Origin of the sequence: Hamadaea tsunoensis DSM 44101 (genome assembly GCF_000428945.1) — a bacterium.
Classification (GTDB): Bacteria; Actinomycetota; Actinomycetes; order Mycobacteriales; family Micromonosporaceae; genus Hamadaea; species Hamadaea tsunoensis.
This window is the reverse complement of sequence record NZ_AUAX01000001.1, coordinates 431,736-449,666: the sequence shown is the minus strand read 5'-3', so window position 1 is coordinate 449,666 and position 17,931 is coordinate 431,736. Positions and strand designations below refer to the sequence as shown.

General features: G+C 71.9%; 19 protein-coding genes. 10 read left to right on the top strand and 9 right to left on the bottom strand.

Features of this window, described 5'->3' with window-relative positions; all coding sequences use genetic code 11:
• Positions 1–166: 166 nt before the first annotated feature.
• From G401_RS0102020 to G401_RS0102010, 3 genes are all read right to left on the bottom strand, one after another.
• Positions 167–838: a hypothetical protein gene (locus G401_RS0102020; protein WP_027341187.1), complete on the bottom strand. Its 672-nt coding sequence runs from the start codon at positions 836–838 to the stop codon at positions 167–169.
• Positions 839–870: 32 nt separating this feature from the next.
• Positions 871–1,392 (bottom strand): GNAT family N-acetyltransferase, encoded by a 522-nt coding sequence (locus G401_RS52230; RefSeq protein ID WP_051366011.1) that lies wholly within the window; start codon positions 1,390–1,392, stop codon positions 871–873.
• Positions 1,393–1,718: 326 nt separating this feature from the next.
• Positions 1,719–2,759, bottom strand: a complete 1,041-nt coding sequence (locus G401_RS0102010; protein ID WP_027341186.1) for an FAD-dependent monooxygenase — start codon at positions 2,757–2,759, stop codon at positions 1,719–1,721.
• 55 nt (positions 2,760–2,814) lie between these two features.
• Here G401_RS0102010 and G401_RS0102005 point away from each other — a divergent pair, with 55 nt between their 5' ends.
• Genes G401_RS0102005 through G401_RS0101990 form a run of 4 tightly spaced genes read left to right on the top strand, consistent with a single transcriptional unit; the run spans position 2,815 to position 4,993 of the window.
• The gene (locus G401_RS0102005) at positions 2,815–3,375 is read left to right on the top strand and encodes a TetR/AcrR family transcriptional regulator (protein ID WP_027341185.1); all 561 of its coding nucleotides are present in this window, start codon (positions 2,815–2,817) and stop codon (positions 3,373–3,375) included.
• Between the two features lie 10 nt (positions 3,376–3,385).
• The gene (locus G401_RS0102000; RefSeq protein WP_245601575.1) at positions 3,386–4,066 is read left to right on the top strand and encodes a GNAT family N-acetyltransferase; all 681 of its coding nucleotides are present in this window, start codon (positions 3,386–3,388) and stop codon (positions 4,064–4,066) included.
• Complete coding sequence (locus G401_RS42830) at positions 4,057–4,575, top strand: AAA family ATPase (protein WP_245601574.1); 519 nt, start codon at positions 4,057–4,059, stop codon at positions 4,573–4,575. The genes G401_RS0102000 and G401_RS42830 overlap by 10 nt, the downstream gene beginning before the upstream one ends.
• Before the next feature lie 22 nt (positions 4,576–4,597).
• Positions 4,598–4,993 carry a RidA family protein gene (locus G401_RS0101990; RefSeq protein ID WP_245601573.1) on the top strand — a complete coding sequence of 132 codons (396 nt, stop codon included), beginning with the start codon at positions 4,598–4,600 and terminating at the stop codon, positions 4,991–4,993.
• A gap of 595 nt (positions 4,994–5,588) precedes the next feature.
• Here G401_RS0101990 and G401_RS55540 read toward each other — a convergent pair.
• From G401_RS55540 to G401_RS0101975, 3 genes are all read right to left on the bottom strand, one after another.
• Positions 5,589–6,044 carry a hypothetical protein gene (locus G401_RS55540; protein ID WP_157545211.1) on the bottom strand — a complete coding sequence of 152 codons (456 nt, stop codon included), beginning with the start codon at positions 6,042–6,044 and terminating at the stop codon, positions 5,589–5,591.
• 334 nt (positions 6,045–6,378) lie between these two features.
• Positions 6,379–7,038: an ABC transporter ATP-binding protein gene (locus G401_RS0101980; RefSeq protein WP_027341182.1), complete on the bottom strand. Its 660-nt coding sequence runs from the start codon at positions 7,036–7,038 to the stop codon at positions 6,379–6,381.
• Complete coding sequence (locus G401_RS0101975; RefSeq protein ID WP_027341181.1) at positions 7,035–8,039, bottom strand: FtsX-like permease family protein; 1,005 nt, start codon at positions 8,037–8,039, stop codon at positions 7,035–7,037. Before G401_RS0101975 ends, G401_RS0101980 begins: the two co-directional genes overlap by 4 nt.
• A gap of 111 nt (positions 8,040–8,150) precedes the next feature.
• Between G401_RS0101975 and G401_RS0101970 the strand changes: the two genes are divergently transcribed.
• The 3 genes from G401_RS0101970 to G401_RS0101960 are packed head-to-tail and all read left to right on the top strand — an operon-like array spanning position 8,151 to position 11,449.
• Positions 8,151–9,239: a sensor histidine kinase gene (locus tag G401_RS0101970; RefSeq protein WP_027341180.1), complete on the top strand. Its 1,089-nt coding sequence runs from the start codon at positions 8,151–8,153 to the stop codon at positions 9,237–9,239.
• Positions 9,236–9,838 (top strand): response regulator, encoded by a 603-nt coding sequence (locus tag G401_RS0101965; RefSeq protein WP_027341179.1) that lies wholly within the window; start codon positions 9,236–9,238, stop codon positions 9,836–9,838. Before G401_RS0101970 ends, G401_RS0101965 begins: the two co-directional genes overlap by 4 nt.
• Positions 9,839–9,883: 45 nt before the next feature.
• Positions 9,884–11,449 carry a glycoside hydrolase family 71 protein gene (locus G401_RS0101960; protein WP_157545208.1) on the top strand — a complete coding sequence of 522 codons (1,566 nt, stop codon included), beginning with the start codon at positions 9,884–9,886 and terminating at the stop codon, positions 11,447–11,449.
• A 245-nt stretch (positions 11,450–11,694) separates the two neighbouring features.
• Here G401_RS0101960 and G401_RS57010 read toward each other — a convergent pair whose 3' ends face one another.
• Together G401_RS57010 and G401_RS0101950 are read right to left on the bottom strand one after the other, a co-directional pair.
• Positions 11,695–12,054, bottom strand: a complete 360-nt coding sequence (locus tag G401_RS57010; protein WP_027341177.1) for a DUF3037 domain-containing protein — start codon at positions 12,052–12,054, stop codon at positions 11,695–11,697.
• Positions 12,051–12,782 carry a HipA family kinase gene (locus tag G401_RS0101950; RefSeq protein ID WP_245601572.1) on the bottom strand — a complete coding sequence of 244 codons (732 nt, stop codon included), beginning with the start codon at positions 12,780–12,782 and terminating at the stop codon, positions 12,051–12,053. The genes G401_RS57010 and G401_RS0101950 overlap by 4 nt, the downstream gene beginning before the upstream one ends.
• 216 nt (positions 12,783–12,998) lie before the next feature.
• Between G401_RS0101950 and ppdK the strand changes: the two genes are divergently transcribed.
• From ppdK to G401_RS0101935, 3 genes are read left to right on the top strand one after another with little or no spacing between them, the layout of a single operon-like run.
• On the top strand, positions 12,999–15,644 hold the full coding sequence (gene ppdK / locus G401_RS0101945) for a pyruvate, phosphate dikinase (protein ID WP_027341175.1): 2,646 nt from the start codon (positions 12,999–13,001) through the stop codon (positions 15,642–15,644).
• Positions 15,645–15,660: 16 nt separating this feature from the next.
• Positions 15,661–16,014, top strand: a complete 354-nt coding sequence (locus G401_RS0101940) for a VOC family protein (protein WP_027341174.1) — start codon at positions 15,661–15,663, stop codon at positions 16,012–16,014.
• A 6-nt stretch (positions 16,015–16,020) separates the two neighbouring features.
• On the top strand, positions 16,021–17,238 hold the full coding sequence (locus G401_RS0101935) for a deoxyguanosinetriphosphate triphosphohydrolase (RefSeq protein WP_034590403.1): 1,218 nt from the start codon (positions 16,021–16,023) through the stop codon (positions 17,236–17,238).
• On the opposite strand, the gene G401_RS0101930 is transcribed toward G401_RS0101935, so the two are convergent.
• Complete coding sequence (locus tag G401_RS0101930; RefSeq protein ID WP_027341172.1) at positions 17,185–17,901, bottom strand: hypothetical protein; 717 nt, start codon at positions 17,899–17,901, stop codon at positions 17,185–17,187. The genes G401_RS0101935 and G401_RS0101930 overlap by 54 nt on opposite strands.
• Positions 17,902–17,931 lie beyond the last annotated feature (30 nt).

Genomic DNA, 17,931 nt, shown 5'->3' with positions numbered 1-17,931 from the left:
GCCCCCGTCGCCCCGGCGACCCCTCTTCGACGATCTTGCGCGAATGTCCCGAATTTCGCGGCGAATGCCCGAAAGGCCCGGACATTCGCGCAAGATCGCCGCAACTCGGCGGGGGCGGGGGCGGGAGGGGAGGGGGAGTGGAGGCGGGGGGCGGGAGGGGGCGGGGTCAGCGGGTGGGGCGTTGGCGGCACTGGTCGAACGCGACCCGGGCCTCCTGCGCCTCGGCGGCCGCGTCCGCCGCTTCCTGGGTCAGGGCCCGCGACGCCACTTCGGCCACGTCGGCGGCCTGCCGGGCCGCGCGTTCCAGGAAGGTCGCGTTGTCGTAGCGGCGGCGGGCGTCGACGTCCTCGGCCCGCAGCCGGGTCAGCTCGTGGGCCAGCTCGTCCTGGCCGGGCTCCCAGCCGTCGATCTTCTGCCACAGCAGCCGGAGCTGGTCGGCCGAGATCGCTCCCTGCCGGTACGCCGCCATCGCCGCGCTCGACAGCTCCTTGGGGTCGTCGCGGCCGGACGCCGGTGGGCGTACCGAGGTGCTGGCCTCGTCCAGGGCGGCCGTCGTCGCGTCGAGCGCATGGGAGGCCGCGTCGGTCTCGGCCTGGGCGAGGTCGAGCTGGGCGAGCGCGTGGGCGGCTGTCGTGGTCGCTTCGAGGGCCTTGGTGTAGGCGGCCGCCGCGAGTTCCTCCAGTTCCTTCGCCTCGGCGAGCAGGCCGGCGCAGTCGCCGCGGCGGCGGGGCGGGGCCTGGCGGCGCTGTTCGCGCAGGATCAGCAGGAACAGGCCGAGCATGGCCAGGCATACGGTCGCGAGGACGCCGCCCCACACCATGTACCCGTACTGCGACACGCTCCCAGGCTAGTCAGCGCAGACAGATATTTCTATGCGTTGGCGAGGATCGCGAGGCCGTCGGAGATCGCGTACTCGCGCCAGCCGACGCGGTGGTAGAAGGCGAGCGTGCTCTCGGCGGCCAGCCGGGTCACCAGCCAGGCCGGTTCGCTGCCGACGATCGCGCGGAGCAGTTCGCGGCCGAGGCCCCGGCCCTGCGCGGACGGCCGTACGGCCAGTTCGACCACCTCGATCCGGCCGCCCAGCGTCCCCACGGGGTCGCCGAACCGCTCGCGGAGGACCGCGTAGAAGTCACCCGCCGGGACCGGCTCGGGCGTGCGTACGCGGAAAGCGAAACCGCTGATCCCGGCCGGTCCGGCCGACCAGGCGGCGGTGAACCCGTCCCGGGCGGTCCACTCGGGCAGCCCGCTCAGGAAGGAGAGCACCTGATCGTCCGATTCGTCCCACGGTGGGCCGCTGAAAGCGTCCTGGTACGCGTCCGCGAGCGCCGCCGAGGCGGCCAGAAACGGCTCGCGGCCGACGAACTCGACGGGCGCGGGGGTGCTCATCGGCATCCACTGATCATGCCTCACCGCCGCGTACGCGGAAAAGACCGGCGGGTACGCGGAAAAGACCGTTGCGGTTCCGAAGATCGCTTGGGTAGATTCGGCGTACACGGGAAGGGAGGTGGTCCAGCTTTGTGTAGCAATCGGACTCGTGAGGTGGCTGTCCGCTAGCCGCTGTTCTCGACTGGATTCGCTCGAGGCCGTGTAGTAGCGGTGTGGCGAATACTAGGCAGCTACCCGGCCCCTGGGGATCGACCGGTTCAGTCCAACCGGCCCGCGCGACAGCGCGGAACCCCAGGGGTCGCTGCATATCCGGGTTCAGGTGAGGCTCCGGGTCAGGTGAGGCGCGCCGCGATCTTCGTGATCGCGTCGCGGACGAAGAGGCCGTGCCGCAGACCGGTCAGCACGCTCACCCGGGCCGAGTTGCGCGCCATCCGCTGGGCGGGCTTGCGGCGTACCGCGTCGTAGCGGCGCAGGCCGGCCGGGACGTCGCCGTCCGCGAGCGCCTCGGCCAGGGCTGCCGCGTCGATCAGCGCCTGGCACGCGCCCTGCCCCAACTCCGGCGTCATCGCGTGGGCCGCGTCCCCGAGCAGGGCCACACTGCCGTCTACAAAGGACCGAAGCGGTTCGAGGTGGTACAGGCCGTGGTGCAGGATCGCGGCCGGATCGATCCGAGCCAGCAATGCCGGGATCGGATCGGGCCAGTCCGCGTACAGGCGGTGGAGTTCGGCCAGGTGGTCCTCGGGTTCGTCGCCTTCCGGAGCGCGCGCGGCCGCGTACCAGTTGGTGGTTGTGATCATGGGTGTGACGCCGAACTTGCGCGCGCGGCCCCAGGTCTCGCCGCCCGCGCGGACCTCCAGGTCCGCGGTGCCGCGCCAGGCCGTCCAGCCCGAGTAGACGGTGCGCGCGGGGTCGCCCACCGCGGCCCGCACCCGGCTGTTGATCCCATCTGCCCCCACCACCAGGGAGTACGCGGAGACGAGCGACCTGACGTCGTCGACCGGCGACCCGAAGCGCACGATCCCGTCGGGCAGCGCCTCGGCCAGGGTGCGCAGCAGTGCGGGCCGGGACACCAGGTGGACGGGTTCGCCGTGGCGGCGGGTGAGCGCGTCCATGTCGAGCCGGGCGATGACCGTGCCGTCGTCGCGGCGGATGGTGCCCGAGGGCTGCGGGCGGCCGGCGGCGCGGGCGGCGGCGCCGACGCCGAGCGTGTCGAGCGCGCGCAGGGCCGCGGGCCAGATGCCGAGGCCGGTGCCGGTCTCGGGCAGGGCCGCGGACCGTTCGAAGACCGTGACCTCCCAGCCCGCGCGGATGAGTCCGATCGCGGCGGCGAGGCCGCCGATGCCGCCACCCACGACGGCCGCAGTTCTCCCCATGACGGCACCGTACTACAGCTGTAGTGCGTTTGACTACAGTTGTAGTCTGCTCCTCGTGACCAGGCGCGACGATCTTCTCGACGCTGCCGTCCGCGTGCTCGGTACGCGTGGCCTCCGGCAGCTCACCCACCGGGCGGTCGACGCGGAGGCGGGGCTGCCGGCGGGGTCGGCCTCGAACGTCTTCCGCACCCGCGAGGCGCTCCTGGACGGCGTCCTCGACCGGCTCGTCGAGGTGGAGACGGCGGGCTGGCAGCGGCTGGCGGGCACCGCCCGCCCGCTCGGCGTACGCGAGTTCGCCGCCCTCCTCGGCACGATGGTCGAGCAGCTGACGCGGGGCGAGGGCCGCGTGCTCACCCTGGCCCGGTTCGCGGTCTTCGGGGAGGCGGCCCACCACCCCGCCCTCCAGCACAAGATCGTCGAGGCCCGGGAGCGGCTCGGCGCGTGGGGCGTACCGTGGCTGGCCGCGCTCGGCTCGGCGGACCCCGCCCGGGACTACCGGATGGTGCTCGACCTCCTGGACGGCCTGCTGCACAACGAGCTGGCCGGGCCCGCCGCGGATTTCCGGCCCGCTGAGACGATCGGAACACTGCTCGCCGGTATGCTGCCCCGCGCGTGATGATGGCTGCGTGAGCGACGAGAAGGCGGGCCGGGCAGTGGACGAACGGCTGGAGAAGTTCCTCATCGAATGGCTCGGCGGCTGGCCCGGTACGCCCGGCGTCCACGTCGTCGGCGCGGACGTACGCCTGCGCCCCGGCTGGGACGGTTCGACGACCAACGTGCTGGGCGTCTCCACTCCCGACGGCGGGGTGCTCTCGGTCGCGCCGGCGCTGGCGGATCCGGTGCGGGCGGCCGTGCGTACCTGGGACGACGTGCCGGTCGAGCTGCCCCGGGCGGTCGGCCGGCCGCAGGCGCGGGCCTTCGCGGGCACCTTCCGGTACGCGACCGACCCGACCGATCTGCCGGACGCGGGGGAGTGGATCGCCTTCACCGACGAACGGCTGCCCGCATGGCTGCGCCCGTTCGGCGGGGAGGCCCTGGTCGCCTTCGGCTCCGACGGCGCGTACGCGGCGGGGGTCGGGATCAAGCGGCACAACGCGTACGGGATGGAGATCTCGGTCGGGACCGACGAGCGCCACCGCGGCCAGGGCCTGGCGTCCCGGCTCGTCGCGCAGGCCGCCCGGCACATCCTCGCGGCCGGTGCCGTACCGATCTACCTGCACGATCCGGCGAACACCGCGTCGGACCGCACCGCCCGGCGCTCGGGCTTCCCCGATCTGGGCTGGAAGATCATCGGGGTGTGGGGTTGAGCATGCTGATCGTCTTCGGCGGGCTGCCCGGCTCGGGCAAGACCACGCTCAGCGCCTCGCTGGCCGCGCAGGTCCCGGCGACCTGGCTGCGTATCGACCAGCTGGAGGCGGCCATGTGGAACTGCGGAGTCGCCCGCGACTTCACGACCGGCATCGCCGCCTACGGGGTGGCGCACGCGGTGGCCGACGCACAGCTCGCCCTCGGCCGGCCGGTGATCATCGACGCGGTGAACCCCGTCGAGGTCGCCCGTCAGGGCTGGCGGGATCTCGCCGCGAGCCGCGGGGTCGAACTGCGCTTCATCGAGGTGGTCTGCTCCGACCGCGACCTGCACCGGCGCCGGGTCACCGAGCGGGTCAGCGATCTGGCCGGACTGACCGTCCCGACCTGGGAAGAGGTCATGAAGCGCGAATACGAGCCGTGGACGGACGAGCGGCTCGTCGTCGACATGGCCGGGGACGCCGACGAGTGCGTACGCGCCGTGCGGGCGTACGTGGGGCCGGTAGCTTGAGGGCATGGGGATCATCGATCGTGTGACCGAAGTGCCCGGCAACGCCCCGGGGTTCGGATTCGCCCATGCCGTCACCGTGTCCGGGGCGCTGGCCTTCGTCTCCGGCCAGGTCCCGCTGGACGCGGACGGGCGGCTCGTCGGGCCGGACGACACCGGCGCGCAGACGGCCCAGGCCCTGGAGAACCTCGGCCGCGTCCTGGTGACGCTGGGCGCGGACTGGCCGGACGTCGTCAAGCTGACCTGGTTTCTCACCGAGGCCGCCGACCTCCAGCCGGTACGCGACGCCCGCGACGCGCTGTTGCGCCCGGCACTCGGCGACCGCCCGAACCCGGCATCCTCCCTGGTACGCGTCGCCGGCCTGTTCCGCCCCGACGTCCTCGTCGAGGTGGAAGCCGTAGTAGCCCTCCCCACCTCCTGACCCCGACGATCTTGCGCGAATGTCTCGAATTTCGTCGGGTTTGCCAGGAATGCCCGGACATTCTCGCAAGATCGCCCGCACGCCGCAGGCGATCCCTGAGGATCAGGGTCGGCGTTCGTCGCGGCCCGTTCGGGCTTTGTCGCGACTGTCCGATATGGGCGGCTGGTGGTGGCGGGTGGTAGCCGGCGAGTGCTCGGTGAGTGCTCGGCGGGCGCTCGGCGGGTTGATCGTTTACGGGTGGGGTGTGAATACGGCTGCCCACTGCATGAACAATTACGGTTCTGGAGCACGCTGACCGCCTCTGGCTACACCTCACGCGTAAACGATCATGCAGATCGGGCCGGAATTACACCCCAGCCGCAAACGATCAGGAAATCAGCGACTGCAGTCCACCTGACGGAAGATCGCTCCCGCATCGCGGGCGACAGCCGGCAGCGGAGCGGCTCGGACGTGATCCACAGCGCCTGGGATGTAAAAACCGCACCCTCGCCCACGATCCACAGCGGTTCGGATGTAGAAAATCGGCCCATAGCTACATCCCAGCCGCGATGGATCATGACGGCGGCCCCGAAAACTACGTCCCCACCGCGAACGATCACCTATGGTGCCGGCCCGCCCGACCCGGTATCGGACAGTCGGGACAAAGCCCGACCGAGCCCGACCGAGCGCCCGGCATGATCACGCCGAACTCCTTGATCATGTAACGCCATTCCGGCAAGAAAACGCTCTCCCGCCGATATAGCGCTACACGATCAAGCCCAAGTGGTCCCCGCTGCCGGAATAGCGCTACATGATCATGGCAACGGGCCTGACCCGAGGACCATATCGGACAGTCGCGACAAAGTCCGACCGAGCCTTGGCCCTGGCCTCGACCCGGCCTGATCTCGATCTCGATCTCGATCTCGATCTCGATCTCGATCTCGATCTCGATCTCGATCTCGATCTCGATCTCGACCTCGACCTCGAGGCTGGCGGCGATCTTGCGCGAATGTCCGGGCATTTCGGCCACACCGGACGAAATTCGAGACACTCGCGCAAGATCGCCGAACACACCCGGGCACCCTCGCGCACAAGTCGGATAGTCGCGACAAAGGCCAAGACCTGGGCGAGTGTCACCGCCTCGGGGCCACAATGGGCGGCTGTCGGCAGCAGGCCATGCGATGGATCGCCCCCGTCCGGATCGCATCGGAAACCGGTCAGCGACAAGCCGACGCCTGATCCTGAAACCCCGCAGCGGCACCTCCCGACCCCGACGATCTTGCGCGAGTGTCCCAAAATCCGCGGCATATGCCCGGATAGCCCGGACATTCACGCAAGATCGCGGGGAGGGGGGACGCGCAAGATCGCAAGAGAGGGGGAGCGCGCAAGAATCGGTGGGGAGGGGGTCAGGGGGTGGCGAGGTGGCCGTCGGTCAGGTGGATGCGGGGGTCGGCCGGCGTGGCCAGGGTCGTGTCGTGGGTGACGAACAGCGCCGCCACCTGGTTCTCGGCGACGATCTCGCGTACGAGTTCCACTATGGAGTGTGCGCGGGCCGAATCCAGGGCCGAGGTCGGTTCGTCGAGCAGCAGGACGGCCGGCGAGCCCATGAGCGCCCGGGCCAGACCCACCCGCTGCTTCTCGCCACCCGACAGCTGGTGCGGTCGCCGGTCGGCCCGCGCCGACAATCCGACCCGGTCCAGGAGCGCCCGGGCGCGCGGTTCGGCGTGGCGGCGGGGCGTACCGGCCAGGTGGGCGGTCAGCAGCAGCTGATCCCGGGCGGTCAGCGACGGCAGCAGGTTCGCCTGTTGGAAGACGAAGCCGATGCGCTCCCGGCGTACGCGGGCCGGATCGGGGCCGAGCGGCGCGCCGCCGATCAGCACGGTCCCGCTGTCGGGGGTGAGCAGCGCTCCGGCCACGGCCAGCAGGGTCGACTTGCCCGAACCCGAGGGGCCGGTGACGAAGACCAGGTCGCCCGGGTCGGCCTTCATCGAGACGTGGTCGAGCGCGGTGAGCGTACGCCCGCCGTCGGGGTAGGTCACGGTGACGTCGGTGAGGCTGATGCTCATCGGGCTCCTCCGAGCGCGAGCAGGGGATCGGCTGCGGTGACGCGGCGTACCGGGACGGCCGCGCCGATCAGGCCGACGGCGAGCATGGCGGCGCCGGGAAGCAGCACTGTGGACGGATCGAGGACGAACGGGACGGCGGTCCGCGCGAGCGCGCCGAGTCCCGCGGCCACCCCGGCTCCGGCGAGCACCCCGCCGAGCAGCACGACGAGCGCCTGCCCGACCGCGTCCCGCAGCAGGTACGCGCGACCGGCGCCGAGCGCGCGGACGACCGCCAGATCGTGCCCGCGTTGCAGGGTCCAGACGGTGAAGAACGCCCCGCAGACGAGGGCCGACACGATCAGCAGCAGTACGCGCATGAGCGTCAGCGAACCCTGCTCCGACGCGTACCCCGGAACTGCTTGGCGGGCCTCGGAGCGGGTGAGCGTGACGGTGCCCGGGAGATCGGCGGACGCGGCGGGCAGGGCGTAGGCGGTGACCCGGTCGGTGTGCGCGACCTGCTGCCAGACCGCGAGCGGGACGTAGACGGCGGCCAGGTGGCTGAGGCTCGTCTCGCGCACGGTCCCCGTGACCGTCACCGGTACGCCGCCCACCGAGACGGCGGTGCCGACGTCGAGGTCGAGCGAGTCGGACGCGACGAGTCCGTCCGCCGATCCGCGCACCAGCGGCGGCACGAGCCGGCCGCCGAGGACGGTGACCGCTACGGAGCGTGACCCGGCGTCGAGGCGGCTGGTTCCCACCCCCAGCGGCTCGGCTGCGGCGGTGGCGCCGGCCGGAGGGAAGGGCAGGGAGCTGGTGGCGAAGGAGACGTCCTGGCCCGGCGGCGGCGCGGCGAAGGCGATCCGGTCGGCCGGCAGCGCGTCGACGGCGGAGACGGCGGCGGCGCCGAGCCCGGCGGTCAGGCCGGTGAGCAGGACCACCATGAGAGTCATCACGGCGACGACCGCGCTGAGCAGAGCGAACCGGCCGCGGGCGAATCTGAGATCACGAAGGGCGATGAACACGTCCACCAGGCTTGCCGGTCGGCGCCCGGGCGACCTCGGGCGTCGGATGGGAACCCGGCCCCAACTTTCGATGCAGGCAGTGGATCTTCAAAGCTGGCTACCCTCGGTGATATGACCGCCCGAACCCTGCTGCGCCGCGCCGAACATGTCCTGTTCGCCGTGCTGCTCGTGGTGGGAGCGGTGTCGGCGTCCGCCTACGTCCTGCCGGCGGTCGTCGGCGCCTGGTACGCGGTCGGGATCCTCCTGGCCCGGCCGTCCGGCGTCCCGGACGTCACGAGGTCGCGGGCCCTTCCCGGGTTGTGGCTGGGCGCGCTCGTCGCCGGCTGGGTCGGCCTCACGGCCGTCTCGGCGAGCTTCGTGTGGCTGGCCTTCCCGCTGATGCTCCTCGGCCTGCACCTGCTCCGCCCGGTCCCGGGCCACCTCCTCGTCGTGGCCCTGGTGCTCGCCTCGGCCGCCGCCTTCACCGCCCACCAGGGCACGTTCGACCCCGGCGCCCTGCTCGGCCCGGTCATCGGGGCCGGTGTGGCGATCGTCATGAACCAGGTCTACGGCTGGCTGCGCCGGGAGGCCGACCTCCTGCGCGAGCTCGCGGACGCCCGCGAGCGGCTGGCCGCCACCGAGCGCCGCGCCGGCGTCCTGGCCGAACGCGAGCGGCTCGCCCGCGAGATCCACGACACGGTCGCGCAGGACCTGTCGAGCATCCTGCTGCACCTGCGGGCCGCGCCGCCGGCCGTGGGGGCCGCCGAGCGTACGGCGATGACGGCTCTGGAGAGCGCCCGCCGCCTGGTCCGCGAGCTCACCCCGGCCGAGCTGTCCGGCGGCTCGCTGCCCGACGCGCTCGCCCGGCTCGCCGCCGACCTGCGGCCCTTCGGCGTCGCCACCGCACTCGTCGTGGACGGCGAGCCCGCGCCGCTGCCCACCCCCGTCTCCGTGGCCCTCCTGCGGGTGGCCCAGAGCGCGCTCGCCAACGTGCGTACCCACAGTGCCGCCCGCCAGGCCGTGGTGACCCTCTCCTTCCAGAATTCCGCTGTACGCCTGGACGTGGCCGACGACGGCGTCGGCTTCGACGCGGAACGCGTACCCGCCGGGGGGCTCGGGCTGCCGGCGATGCGCAAGCGGGTGGCGGAGGCCGGCGGCGTGTTCGTGGTCGAGGCGGCCCCCGGTGGCGGCACGGCGGTCAGCGCGACGGTGCCGCTGTGAGGGTCCTCCTGGTCGACGACCATCCGATCATGCGATCGGGGCTGCGCTCGGTCCTCGGCACGGCGTTCGAGGTGATCGAGGCGGCGTCCGGCGAGGCGGCCGTGCCACTCGCGTCCGATGTGGACGTTGTCCTGATGGATCTCCAGCTCGGCCCGGGCATCGACGGCGCCGAGGCCACCCGGCGTATCCGCGCCCTGCCGGACCCGCCCGCGGTCCTGGTGCTGACGACCTACGACAGCGAGGCCGACATCCTCTCGGCGATCGCGGCCGGCGCGCTCGGCTACCTGCTCAAGGACGCCGAGCCGGCCGAGCTCGTGGCCGCGGTACGCGCCGCCGCCGCCGGCGAGACCGTCCTGGCCCCGGCGGTGGCGACCCGCCTCGTCGGTCGCGTACGCCGGCCGGCGCAGACGCTCACCGCCCGGGAGACGGAGATCCTCCAGCAGGTGGCCGCGGGCCGCACCAACCAGGCGATCGCGAAGCTGCTGTTCATCAGCGAGGCGACGGTGAAGTCCCATCTCGTGCAGGTCTTCGCGAAGCTGGACGTGGACAACCGCACGGCCGCGACGGTCGAGGGGCGCCGCCGCGGTCTCATCCGCTGACGTCGCGGGGTTGACCTGACCGGCCTTCAGGCGCAGACTCTGCCGATGGCCACAGTGGACATTGCTCGGCGGGCCGCTCTGGCGCTGCTCCTTCTGCTCCCGGCCGGCTGCGGGAGCACGCCCGATCCCACGGCGGGCGCCTCCTCCGAACCGTCCCTGTCCGTCGCCGCGGACGGCTCCGCCGCCGCCGGATCGCCGGGCGCCTCCGCGAGCGCGTCCGCCGCCGCCTCCGCGACGCCCGGCAAGCCCGCCTCCTGCGGCCTGTACGCCTTCGACAAGCCGTCGACCGCCACGCTGCGGTCGGCCAAGAAGAAGGCGTTCGCGTACTACTTCCCGCCGTATCCGGTCTCGATCGACAACAAGAGCGCGTCGGCCGACTACTGGGCGAAGTGGCGGGCGAACGGCGTACCCGGGGTGCATCAGGGCGACGGCGTGCTGGACCGGCCGCTGACCCGGTCCGTGCGCTCGGGCTCCGACTGGCGGCAGCAGGACTTCGCCACCGAGGTACGCCAGGCGATCGCCATCGGGCTCGACGGTTTCATCTGGGAGTACCACAGCGTCAGTTCGGACGCGCGGTGGACGCAGCTGCCGGCGATGCTGGCCGCGGCGAAGTCGGTGGACCCCGGCTTCCGCATCATGCTGAGCCCCGACCTGCAGCAGGGCGCGGACACCAGCCCGGATCAGATCGTGACCGACGTCCTCAAGGTGAAGGACGCGGCCAATCTGTACAAGGTGGACGGTTCGATCGTGCTCGCCCCGTTCTACCCCGAACGCAAGCCGGCCGCCTGGTGGACGGGTGTCCGCACGACACTGGCCGGCCAGGGCGTCAAGACCGTGCTCGTCCCCATCTTCCTGTCCGGCTCACCGGCCACCAGGTCGGCGGAGTGGAACTCGGCCGTCTACGGCTACTCGCTGTGGGGCAACCGCTGGGTGTCGGGCGCCGACACGGACCGCGTCGGAGCACAGCAGGCGCACGCGGCCGGGCGGGCGTACATGGCGCCGATCGCGTTCGAGGACGACCGGCTCTACGACGGCCGCTACTGGGAGTCCTCCGGCAGCGGGGCACTGCGGGCCATGATGGAGAAGGCGATCGCCGGGGACGCCGACTGGGTCGCCCTCATCACCTGGAACGACTACACCGAGTCCTGGGTCGCGCCCTCCGTCGAGCGCGGGTACGCCGTCGCGGACGTCATGGCGTACTACACGGCCTGGCTCAAGACCGGGAAACGGCCGGGCCTCGTCCGCGACGCGCTCTACTACTTCCACCGGAGCCAGAAGGCCGCCGCCGCCTTCACCGGTACGCAGACCGTGACGATGAAGGTGCCCTACGGCGATCCCGCGGTGGACCGGGTCGAACTGCTCGCGTACCTGGCGGGGGCGGGCCGGCTCGTCATCCGGCAGGGGTCGCAGGTGTCCACGAAGGACGTCACCGCGGCCGGGCTGGTGTCCTTCACCGCCGCGCTGGTGCCGGGCACGACGCCGGTCTTCGAACTGCAGCGCGGCGGAGCGGTCGTGCAGCGGGTGACGAGCCGGACGCCGATCAGGACCGCCGTCGTCCACCAGGATCTGATGTACCACGCCGGCGGCGGTACGGCCTGCGGCGGCCACTGAGCGCCGGGAGCTGAGGGCCGGGAGCTGCGGGCCGAGAGCTGCGGGCCGAGAGCTGTGAGCCGAGAGCTGTGAGCCCTGAGCCGTCCAGTCCGGATGCCCCCGTGCCTCCGAGGAGGCCTCACCCGGAGTGGAGAGCCGCTCACGCGGAGGAATGAGTATGGCGAGCGTCAATGGATGATGTCAACGCCTCCACCCCGCTGACCGCCCGAACGTGAGGCGCGTCACGTGCGGGCAGGGCTCCCCGGTCAGTGGACGAGGAGGTCGAGGAGGCGGGTGTGCTCGGCGGCCGGGTCCTCGGTCAGTCCACTGTGCACCGGTCCGGCCTGGACCACGGTGCTGCGCGGCGACGTCAGCCACCGGAACCGTTCGCCCAGGCTCATCCGGCGCTCCCCGTCGCACGTCGCCGCCCAGCCGTCGAGGACCGCGCGTACGGAGTCGAGGTCGGTGGTCGGGTCGAAGGCGAGCAGCCGGGCGGGATCCAGATGCGTACGCACCGCCAGGTAGTCCCGGCCGCGGCTGTAGAGCACCACGCCGACGTTGATCATCTCGCCGCGCTCGATGCGGGGGACGAGCCGGATGACCGCGTACTCGAAGGAGGTCTTCATGGCAGCCAGGCCTCCGGGGACGCGGCGCGGGCCAGCAGATGGTCCCGGTACGCGGCCCGGTTCTCCTCGACCGTCGCGAAGGCCGGGTCCCCGAGCCAGCCGTCGGGCACCAGCGAGATCACCTCGTCCAGCAGCGCGGGAGTGATCCTCGGGGTCAGCTCGGCGGCGGCCGCCGGCAGCCCGGCGGCGTAGTCGGACAGGGCGTGGTCCTCGGCCTTGAACGGGCGCAGGACGGCCTTGTCGGCGCGCGGCCAGTTGTGGTGGAAGTAGAGGCTCGCGCCGTGGTCGATGAGCCAGAGCGCGTTGTGCCACATCAGCAGGTTCGGATTGCGCCAGGTGCGGTCGACGTTCTCGACGAAGGCGTCCAGCCACAGCACCCGCGCGGCGAGCTCCTTGTCCACCCGGTGCGCGCGCGGGTCGAACCCGAACGAGCCGGGCAGGAAGTCCATGCCGAGGTTGTCGCCGGCGCTGGCCAGCAGCAGCGCCTGCACCTCCGGGTCGGGCTCGCCCCGGCCCAGCTCGGCGGCGAAGGCGGCGACGGCCAGCGTGGGCATCGGCAGGCCGAGCCGGCGGGCCAGTTCGCCCACGATCACCTCGGCGACCAGGGCTTTCGGCCCCTGGCCGGCGCCCCGGAACTTCACGACATAGGTGCCGAGGTCGTCGGCCTCGACGAGGCCGGGCAGCGAACCGCCTTCACGCAGGGGAGTGACGTATCGGACTGCCGTCACCGTGGGAAGCATGCGACCACCCTAGCGACGTGAAGATCGCCGTGATCGTGGGACCGCTCCCAGGCGCGAATGTGCGTGGAGGAGCGATCCACCGAACCGGAATGAACGGGACAGACCCCGCGGAATGTGCCATTCCTCACGACTCGTTTTCAGCAGCTCATAGCATGGATAACGTCCCGGCCTAATGAAGCGTTCAGGCCGAGCGGGAGGTCGACGATGACCAAGTTCGTCTATGCGTTCGCCGAGGGGAACAGGGACCTCAAGGATCTGCTCGGCGGCAAGGGGGCCAACCTTGCCGAGATGACCCGGCTGGGTCTGCCCGTGCCGCCCGGGTTCACCATCACCACCGAGGCGTGCCGCGCGTACCTGGCCGACGGCGAGGTGCCGGCCGGGCTGGACGAGGAGGTCGGCGACCACCTGCGGCGGCTGGAGGAGCGGATGGGCCGCCGCCTCGGCGACCCGGCCGACCCGCTGCTGGTCTCGGTACGCTCCGGCGCGAAGTTCTCGATGCCCGGCATGATGGAGACCGTCCTCAACGTCGGGCTGACCGACGCGAGCGTCGCCGGCCTGGCCGCCCAGTCGGGCAGCGACCGGTTCGCGTGGGACTCCTACCGGCGGCTGATCCAGATGTTCGGCAAGACCGTCTGCGACGTGCCCGGCGACGCCTTCGAGGCCGCGATCGACGATGCGAAGAAGGCCAAGGGCGTACGCGACGACGTCGACCTGGACTCGCGTGATCTCGAACAGCTCGTGGACGCGTACAAGAAGATCTTCCGGGAGCACACGGGCCGGGACTTCCCCCAGCAGCCCAGGGAACAGATGGAGCTCGCGGTACGCGCGGTCTTCGCGAGCTGGAACGCGGAGCGCGCGGTGCTGTACCGGCGGCAGGAGCGGATCCCGGCGGATCTCGGCACGGCCGTGAACATCGTGGCGATGGTCTTCGGCAACCTGGGCCCGGACTCGGGCACGGGGGTGGCCTTCACCCGCGATCCGGCGACCGGCGAGCGCGGGGTCTACGGCGACTACCTGCAGAACGCCCAGGGCGAGGACGTCGTCGCCGGCATCCGCAACACGGTCACGCTGCAGGAGCTGGAGAAGCTGGACGCGGCGAGCTTCGCCGAGCTCATGCGCATCATGACCGTCCTCGAAGGACACTACAAGGACCTCTGCGACATCGAGTTCACCATCGAGCGCGGCCGGCTGTGGATGCTGCAGACCCGGGTCGGCAAGCGTACGGCGGCCGCGGCCTTCATCATCGCCCACCAGCTGGTCGACGAGGGCGTCATCGACCTCGACGAGGCGCTGCTGCGGGTCGACGGCGTCCAGCTGTCGCACCTGATGTTCCCGGCGTTCGCCATGACCGACGCGAAACCGCTGGCCAAGGGGGTCGCCGCCGCGCCAGGTGCGGCTGTGGGCAAGGCGGTCTTCGACGCCCGCCGCGCGGCCGAGTGGGCCGACAAGGGCGAGAAGGTCATCCTCGTACGCCGGGAGACCAATCCCGACGACCTGCCCGGCATGATCGCCGCGACCGGCATCCTGACCAGCCGCGGCGGCAAGACGAGTCACGCCGCGGTCGTGGCCCGGGGCATGGGGCGCACGTGCGTGTGCGGGGCGGAGGACATCGAGGTCGGGGTCGACCGGTTCACCGTGGACGGAACCGTCGTGCACGAAGGGGACCTGCTCTCGATCGACGGCACCACCGGCAAGGTCTACCTCGGCGAGATCCCGGTCGAGCCCAGCCCGGTCGTCCAGTACTTCGAGGGCAAGCCGGTGGCCGGGGCGCTCGTCACCGCCGTCGACCGCCTGCTGCGGCACGCCGACCAGGTGCGGCGGCTCGGCGTACGCACGAACGCCGACACGGCCGACGACGCCGCCCGGGCCCGCCGGTTCGGGGCCGCCGGCATCGGCCTGTGCCGCACCGAGCACATGTTCCTCGGCACCCGCCGGGCCCTCGTCGAGGAGCTGATCCTGGCAACCGGCCAGGACGGCCAGGCGGTCGCGCTGGAGAAGCTGCTTCCCTTGCAGCGTAAGGATTTCGTCGAGATCCTCACGGCGATGGACGGGCTGCCGGTGACGATCCGGCTGATCGACCCGCCGCTGCACGAGTTCCTGCCGTCGCTGGAGGAGCTGTCGGTGAAGGCGGCCACCGGCGAGGCGAGCGCGCGCGAGCGGGAACTGCTGGCGGCCGTCCGGCGTACGCACGAGCAGAACCCGATGCTGGGGCTGCGCGGCGTACGCCTGGGGCTGGTGATCCCCGGCCTGTTCGAGATGCAGGTACGCGCGATCGCCCAGGCCGCGGCGGACGTCCGGGCGGCGGGCGGCGATCCGCGGCCGGAGATCATGGTGCCCCTGGTCGGCGCCGTCCAGGAGTTCGAGGTGGTACGCGCCCAGGCCCTGGCGGTCATCGCGGACGTGGCCCCGGACGTGACGATCCCGATCGGCACGATGATCGAGGTGCCCCGGGCCGCGCTGACGGCCGGGGACATCGCGGCCAGCGCCGAGTTCTTCTCCTTCGGCACCAACGACCTGACCCAGATGGGCTGGGGATTCTCGCGCGACGACGTCGAGGCCGCGTTCTTCCCGCGGTACCTCGATCTGGGCATCTTCGGCGTGTCGCCGTTCGAGACCCTGGACGCCCAGGGCATCGGCCGCCTGGTCCGCATCGCCGTCGAGGAGGGCCGCGCGGCCCGGCCGGACCTCAAGATCGGCGTGTGCGGCGAGCACGGCGGCGACCCCGCGTCCGTGCACTTCTTCCACGACACCGGGCTGGACTACGTGTCGTGCTCGCCGTTCCGCGTACCGGTGGCGCGGCTGGAGGCGGGACGGGCGGCGCTGGAGGGCGGTAGTTCCGATTCCCGCTGACCGCTAGCCTGGACGGATGGGACTGCGCTGGAACCGTGTGGTGATCGAGGCGGCCGACCCCGCCCGGCTCGGCCGCTGGTGGGCCGAGGTGCTCGGCTATCCGATCATGCATGAGGAACACGGCGAGCTGATGATCGGACCCGACCTCGACCTGCCGTGCATCTACTTCACCCCGGCGCACGCCGACAAGGCCGGCAAGAACCGCCTCCACCTCGACCTCAGCCCCACCGACCAGGAGGCCGAGGTGGAGCGGCTGCTGGACATGGGCGCCCGGCACATCGACATCGGCCAGGGCGACGTCGGCTGGGTGGTGCTCGCGGATCCGGAGGGCAACGAGTTCTGCGTCCTGCAGAGCCGTGGCGAGGACTAGGCTGCGCTGGTGACGGCTGAGCTGGAGGAACAACGCTGGGTCGCCGAGCCGGCCAAGGACACCGCCGGCGAGCGCGGCGCCTACGAGCGCGACCGCGGCCGGGTGCTGCACTCGGCCGCGTTCCGCCGGCTCGCCGCCAAGACCCAGGTGCACACGGCCGGCTCCGGCGACTTCCTGCGTACGCGGCTGACGCACTCGCTCGAGGTCGCCCAGATCGCCCGCGAACTCGGCGAGCGCCTCGGCTGCGACCCCGACGTGACCGACGTCGCCGGGCTCGCGCACGACCTCGGCCACCCGCCGTTCGGCCACAACGGCGAGGACGCCCTCGACGCCGTCGGCCAGGCGTGCGGCGGCTTCGAGGGCAACGCGCAGACGCTGCGGGTCCTCACCCGGCTGGAGGCCAAGATCCCCGGCGCCGGGCTCAACCTCACCCGCGCCTCGCTCGACGCCACCTGCAAATATCCGTGGCCGCGCCGCTCCACCACGCGCAAATTCGGGGTGTACGCGGACGACGCCGCCGTCTACGACTGGCTGCGGACCGGGTCGCCGGGCGGTGATCGGCGCTGCCTGGAAGCGCAGGTCATGGACTGGTCGGACGACGTCGCGTACTCGGTGCACGACGTCGAGGACGGCATCTACTCCGGCTACATCAAGCTCGGCCCGCTCATCGCGGACGCCGACGAGCAGGCGGAGCTGTGCGCCGACGTCGCCGCGGCCTACTCGCCGGAACCGGCCGACGTGCTGCGCGCCGCCCTGACCGAGCTGCTGGCCGATCCGGTGTTCGCCTGCCTGGCCGCGTACGACGGGTCGCACAAGGGTCAGGAGCTGCTGAAGAACAGCACGTCCGTCCTCACCGGACGGTTCGTGGTGAACGCGGTGACGGCGACGCGGTCGGCGTACCCCGGAAAGCTGCGCAGGTACGCCGCGGACCTCGTGGTGCCGCGCGCGGACCGGCTGCGGTGCGCGCTGCTCAAGGGGGTGGCGCTGCGTTACGTGATGCGCCGGCGCGGCATGGAGCCGTGGTACGAGCAGCAGCGGGAGATCCTCACCGACCTGGTCCGTACGCTGTGCGACCGGGACGGCGCCGGGCTGGACCAGGTGTTCGCGCCGCTGTTCCGGGCGGCTCCGGACGACGCCGCGCGGCTGCGGGTGATCATCGACCAGGTGGCGTCACTCACCGACCCCGCCGCGATCGAGCTGCACCGGGATCTCGTCGGCGCGTAGCCCGCGCTGCTCGATGACCCCCTTGGTCATCAGGTGCGTGAGCCGCTTGGCCCGCTGCAGGTAGCCGATCTGCAGGCTGAGCAGGACGAGGAACGCCGCGACGGCCGCCGCCACGGTGACCGCGACGGGCAGCGTGGGTGCGATCCGGCCCAGCAGCAGCCCGGCCCCGCCGCCCGCGAGGGCGCTGTTGATCAAGGCGACCGTGCCGGCCAGCCCCACGATGTCGCGCCGCCACCGCAGGCGCCGGTAGCCCTCGCCGATCACACCCCGGTCGTGCAGCGTCGGCAGCAGGATGTACGCCCCCGCCGGCCCGGCCCGCCCGACGAGATAGGTCCGCACGGCGTCATGGGCGGCGGCGTAGCGCATGCCGCGCTGGGTGAACTCGACCTGGCGCACGAAGATGGAGATCCCCATCACCAGCACGAGCACGCCCAGGGCCGCGACCGCTCCCAGCCCGGCGCCGGAGATGTTCCCGCTGCTCAGCAGCCCGGCGACGACAGCCGCGGCGGCGGTCGCGACGGCCAGGAAGAAGTTGAACCGGGCGGCGGCCTGGTCGCGCATACTGCTCTGGAGCTGGGCGATGAACCCGTATTCGGTGAGCGCGATGGTCAGCGCGTCGGCGGGCGCGTCGGCGGGTTCGTGTGCCTTCTGGGGGGTGGACACCCGGGGATGGTATCGGCCCCGGCTGACACT

Excerpts from the sequence above, each read along its gene's own strand:
- G401_RS57010 (WP_027341177.1), bottom strand. The coding sequence starts at position 12,054 with ATGAAGACCTCCTTCGAGTACGCGGTCATCCGGCTCGTCCCCCGCATC.
- G401_RS52230 (WP_051366011.1), bottom strand. The coding sequence starts at position 1,392 with ATGCCGATGAGCACCCCCGCGCCCGTCGAGTTCGTCGGCCGCGAGCCG.
- G401_RS0101980 (WP_027341182.1), bottom strand. The coding sequence starts at position 7,038 with ATGAGCATCAGCCTCACCGACGTCACCGTGACCTACCCCGACGGCGGG.
- G401_RS0101970 (WP_027341180.1), top strand. The coding sequence starts at position 8,151 with ATGACCGCCCGAACCCTGCTGCGCCGCGCCGAACATGTCCTGTTCGCC.
- G401_RS0102010 (WP_027341186.1), bottom strand. The coding sequence starts at position 2,759 with ATGGGGAGAACTGCGGCCGTCGTGGGTGGCGGCATCGGCGGCCTCGCC.
- G401_RS0101960 (WP_157545208.1), top strand. The coding sequence starts at position 9,884 with ATGGCCACAGTGGACATTGCTCGGCGGGCCGCTCTGGCGCTGCTCCTT.
- G401_RS0101940 (WP_027341174.1), top strand. The coding sequence starts at position 15,661 with ATGGGACTGCGCTGGAACCGTGTGGTGATCGAGGCGGCCGACCCCGCC.
- ppdK (WP_027341175.1), top strand. The coding sequence starts at position 12,999 with ATGACCAAGTTCGTCTATGCGTTCGCCGAGGGGAACAGGGACCTCAAG.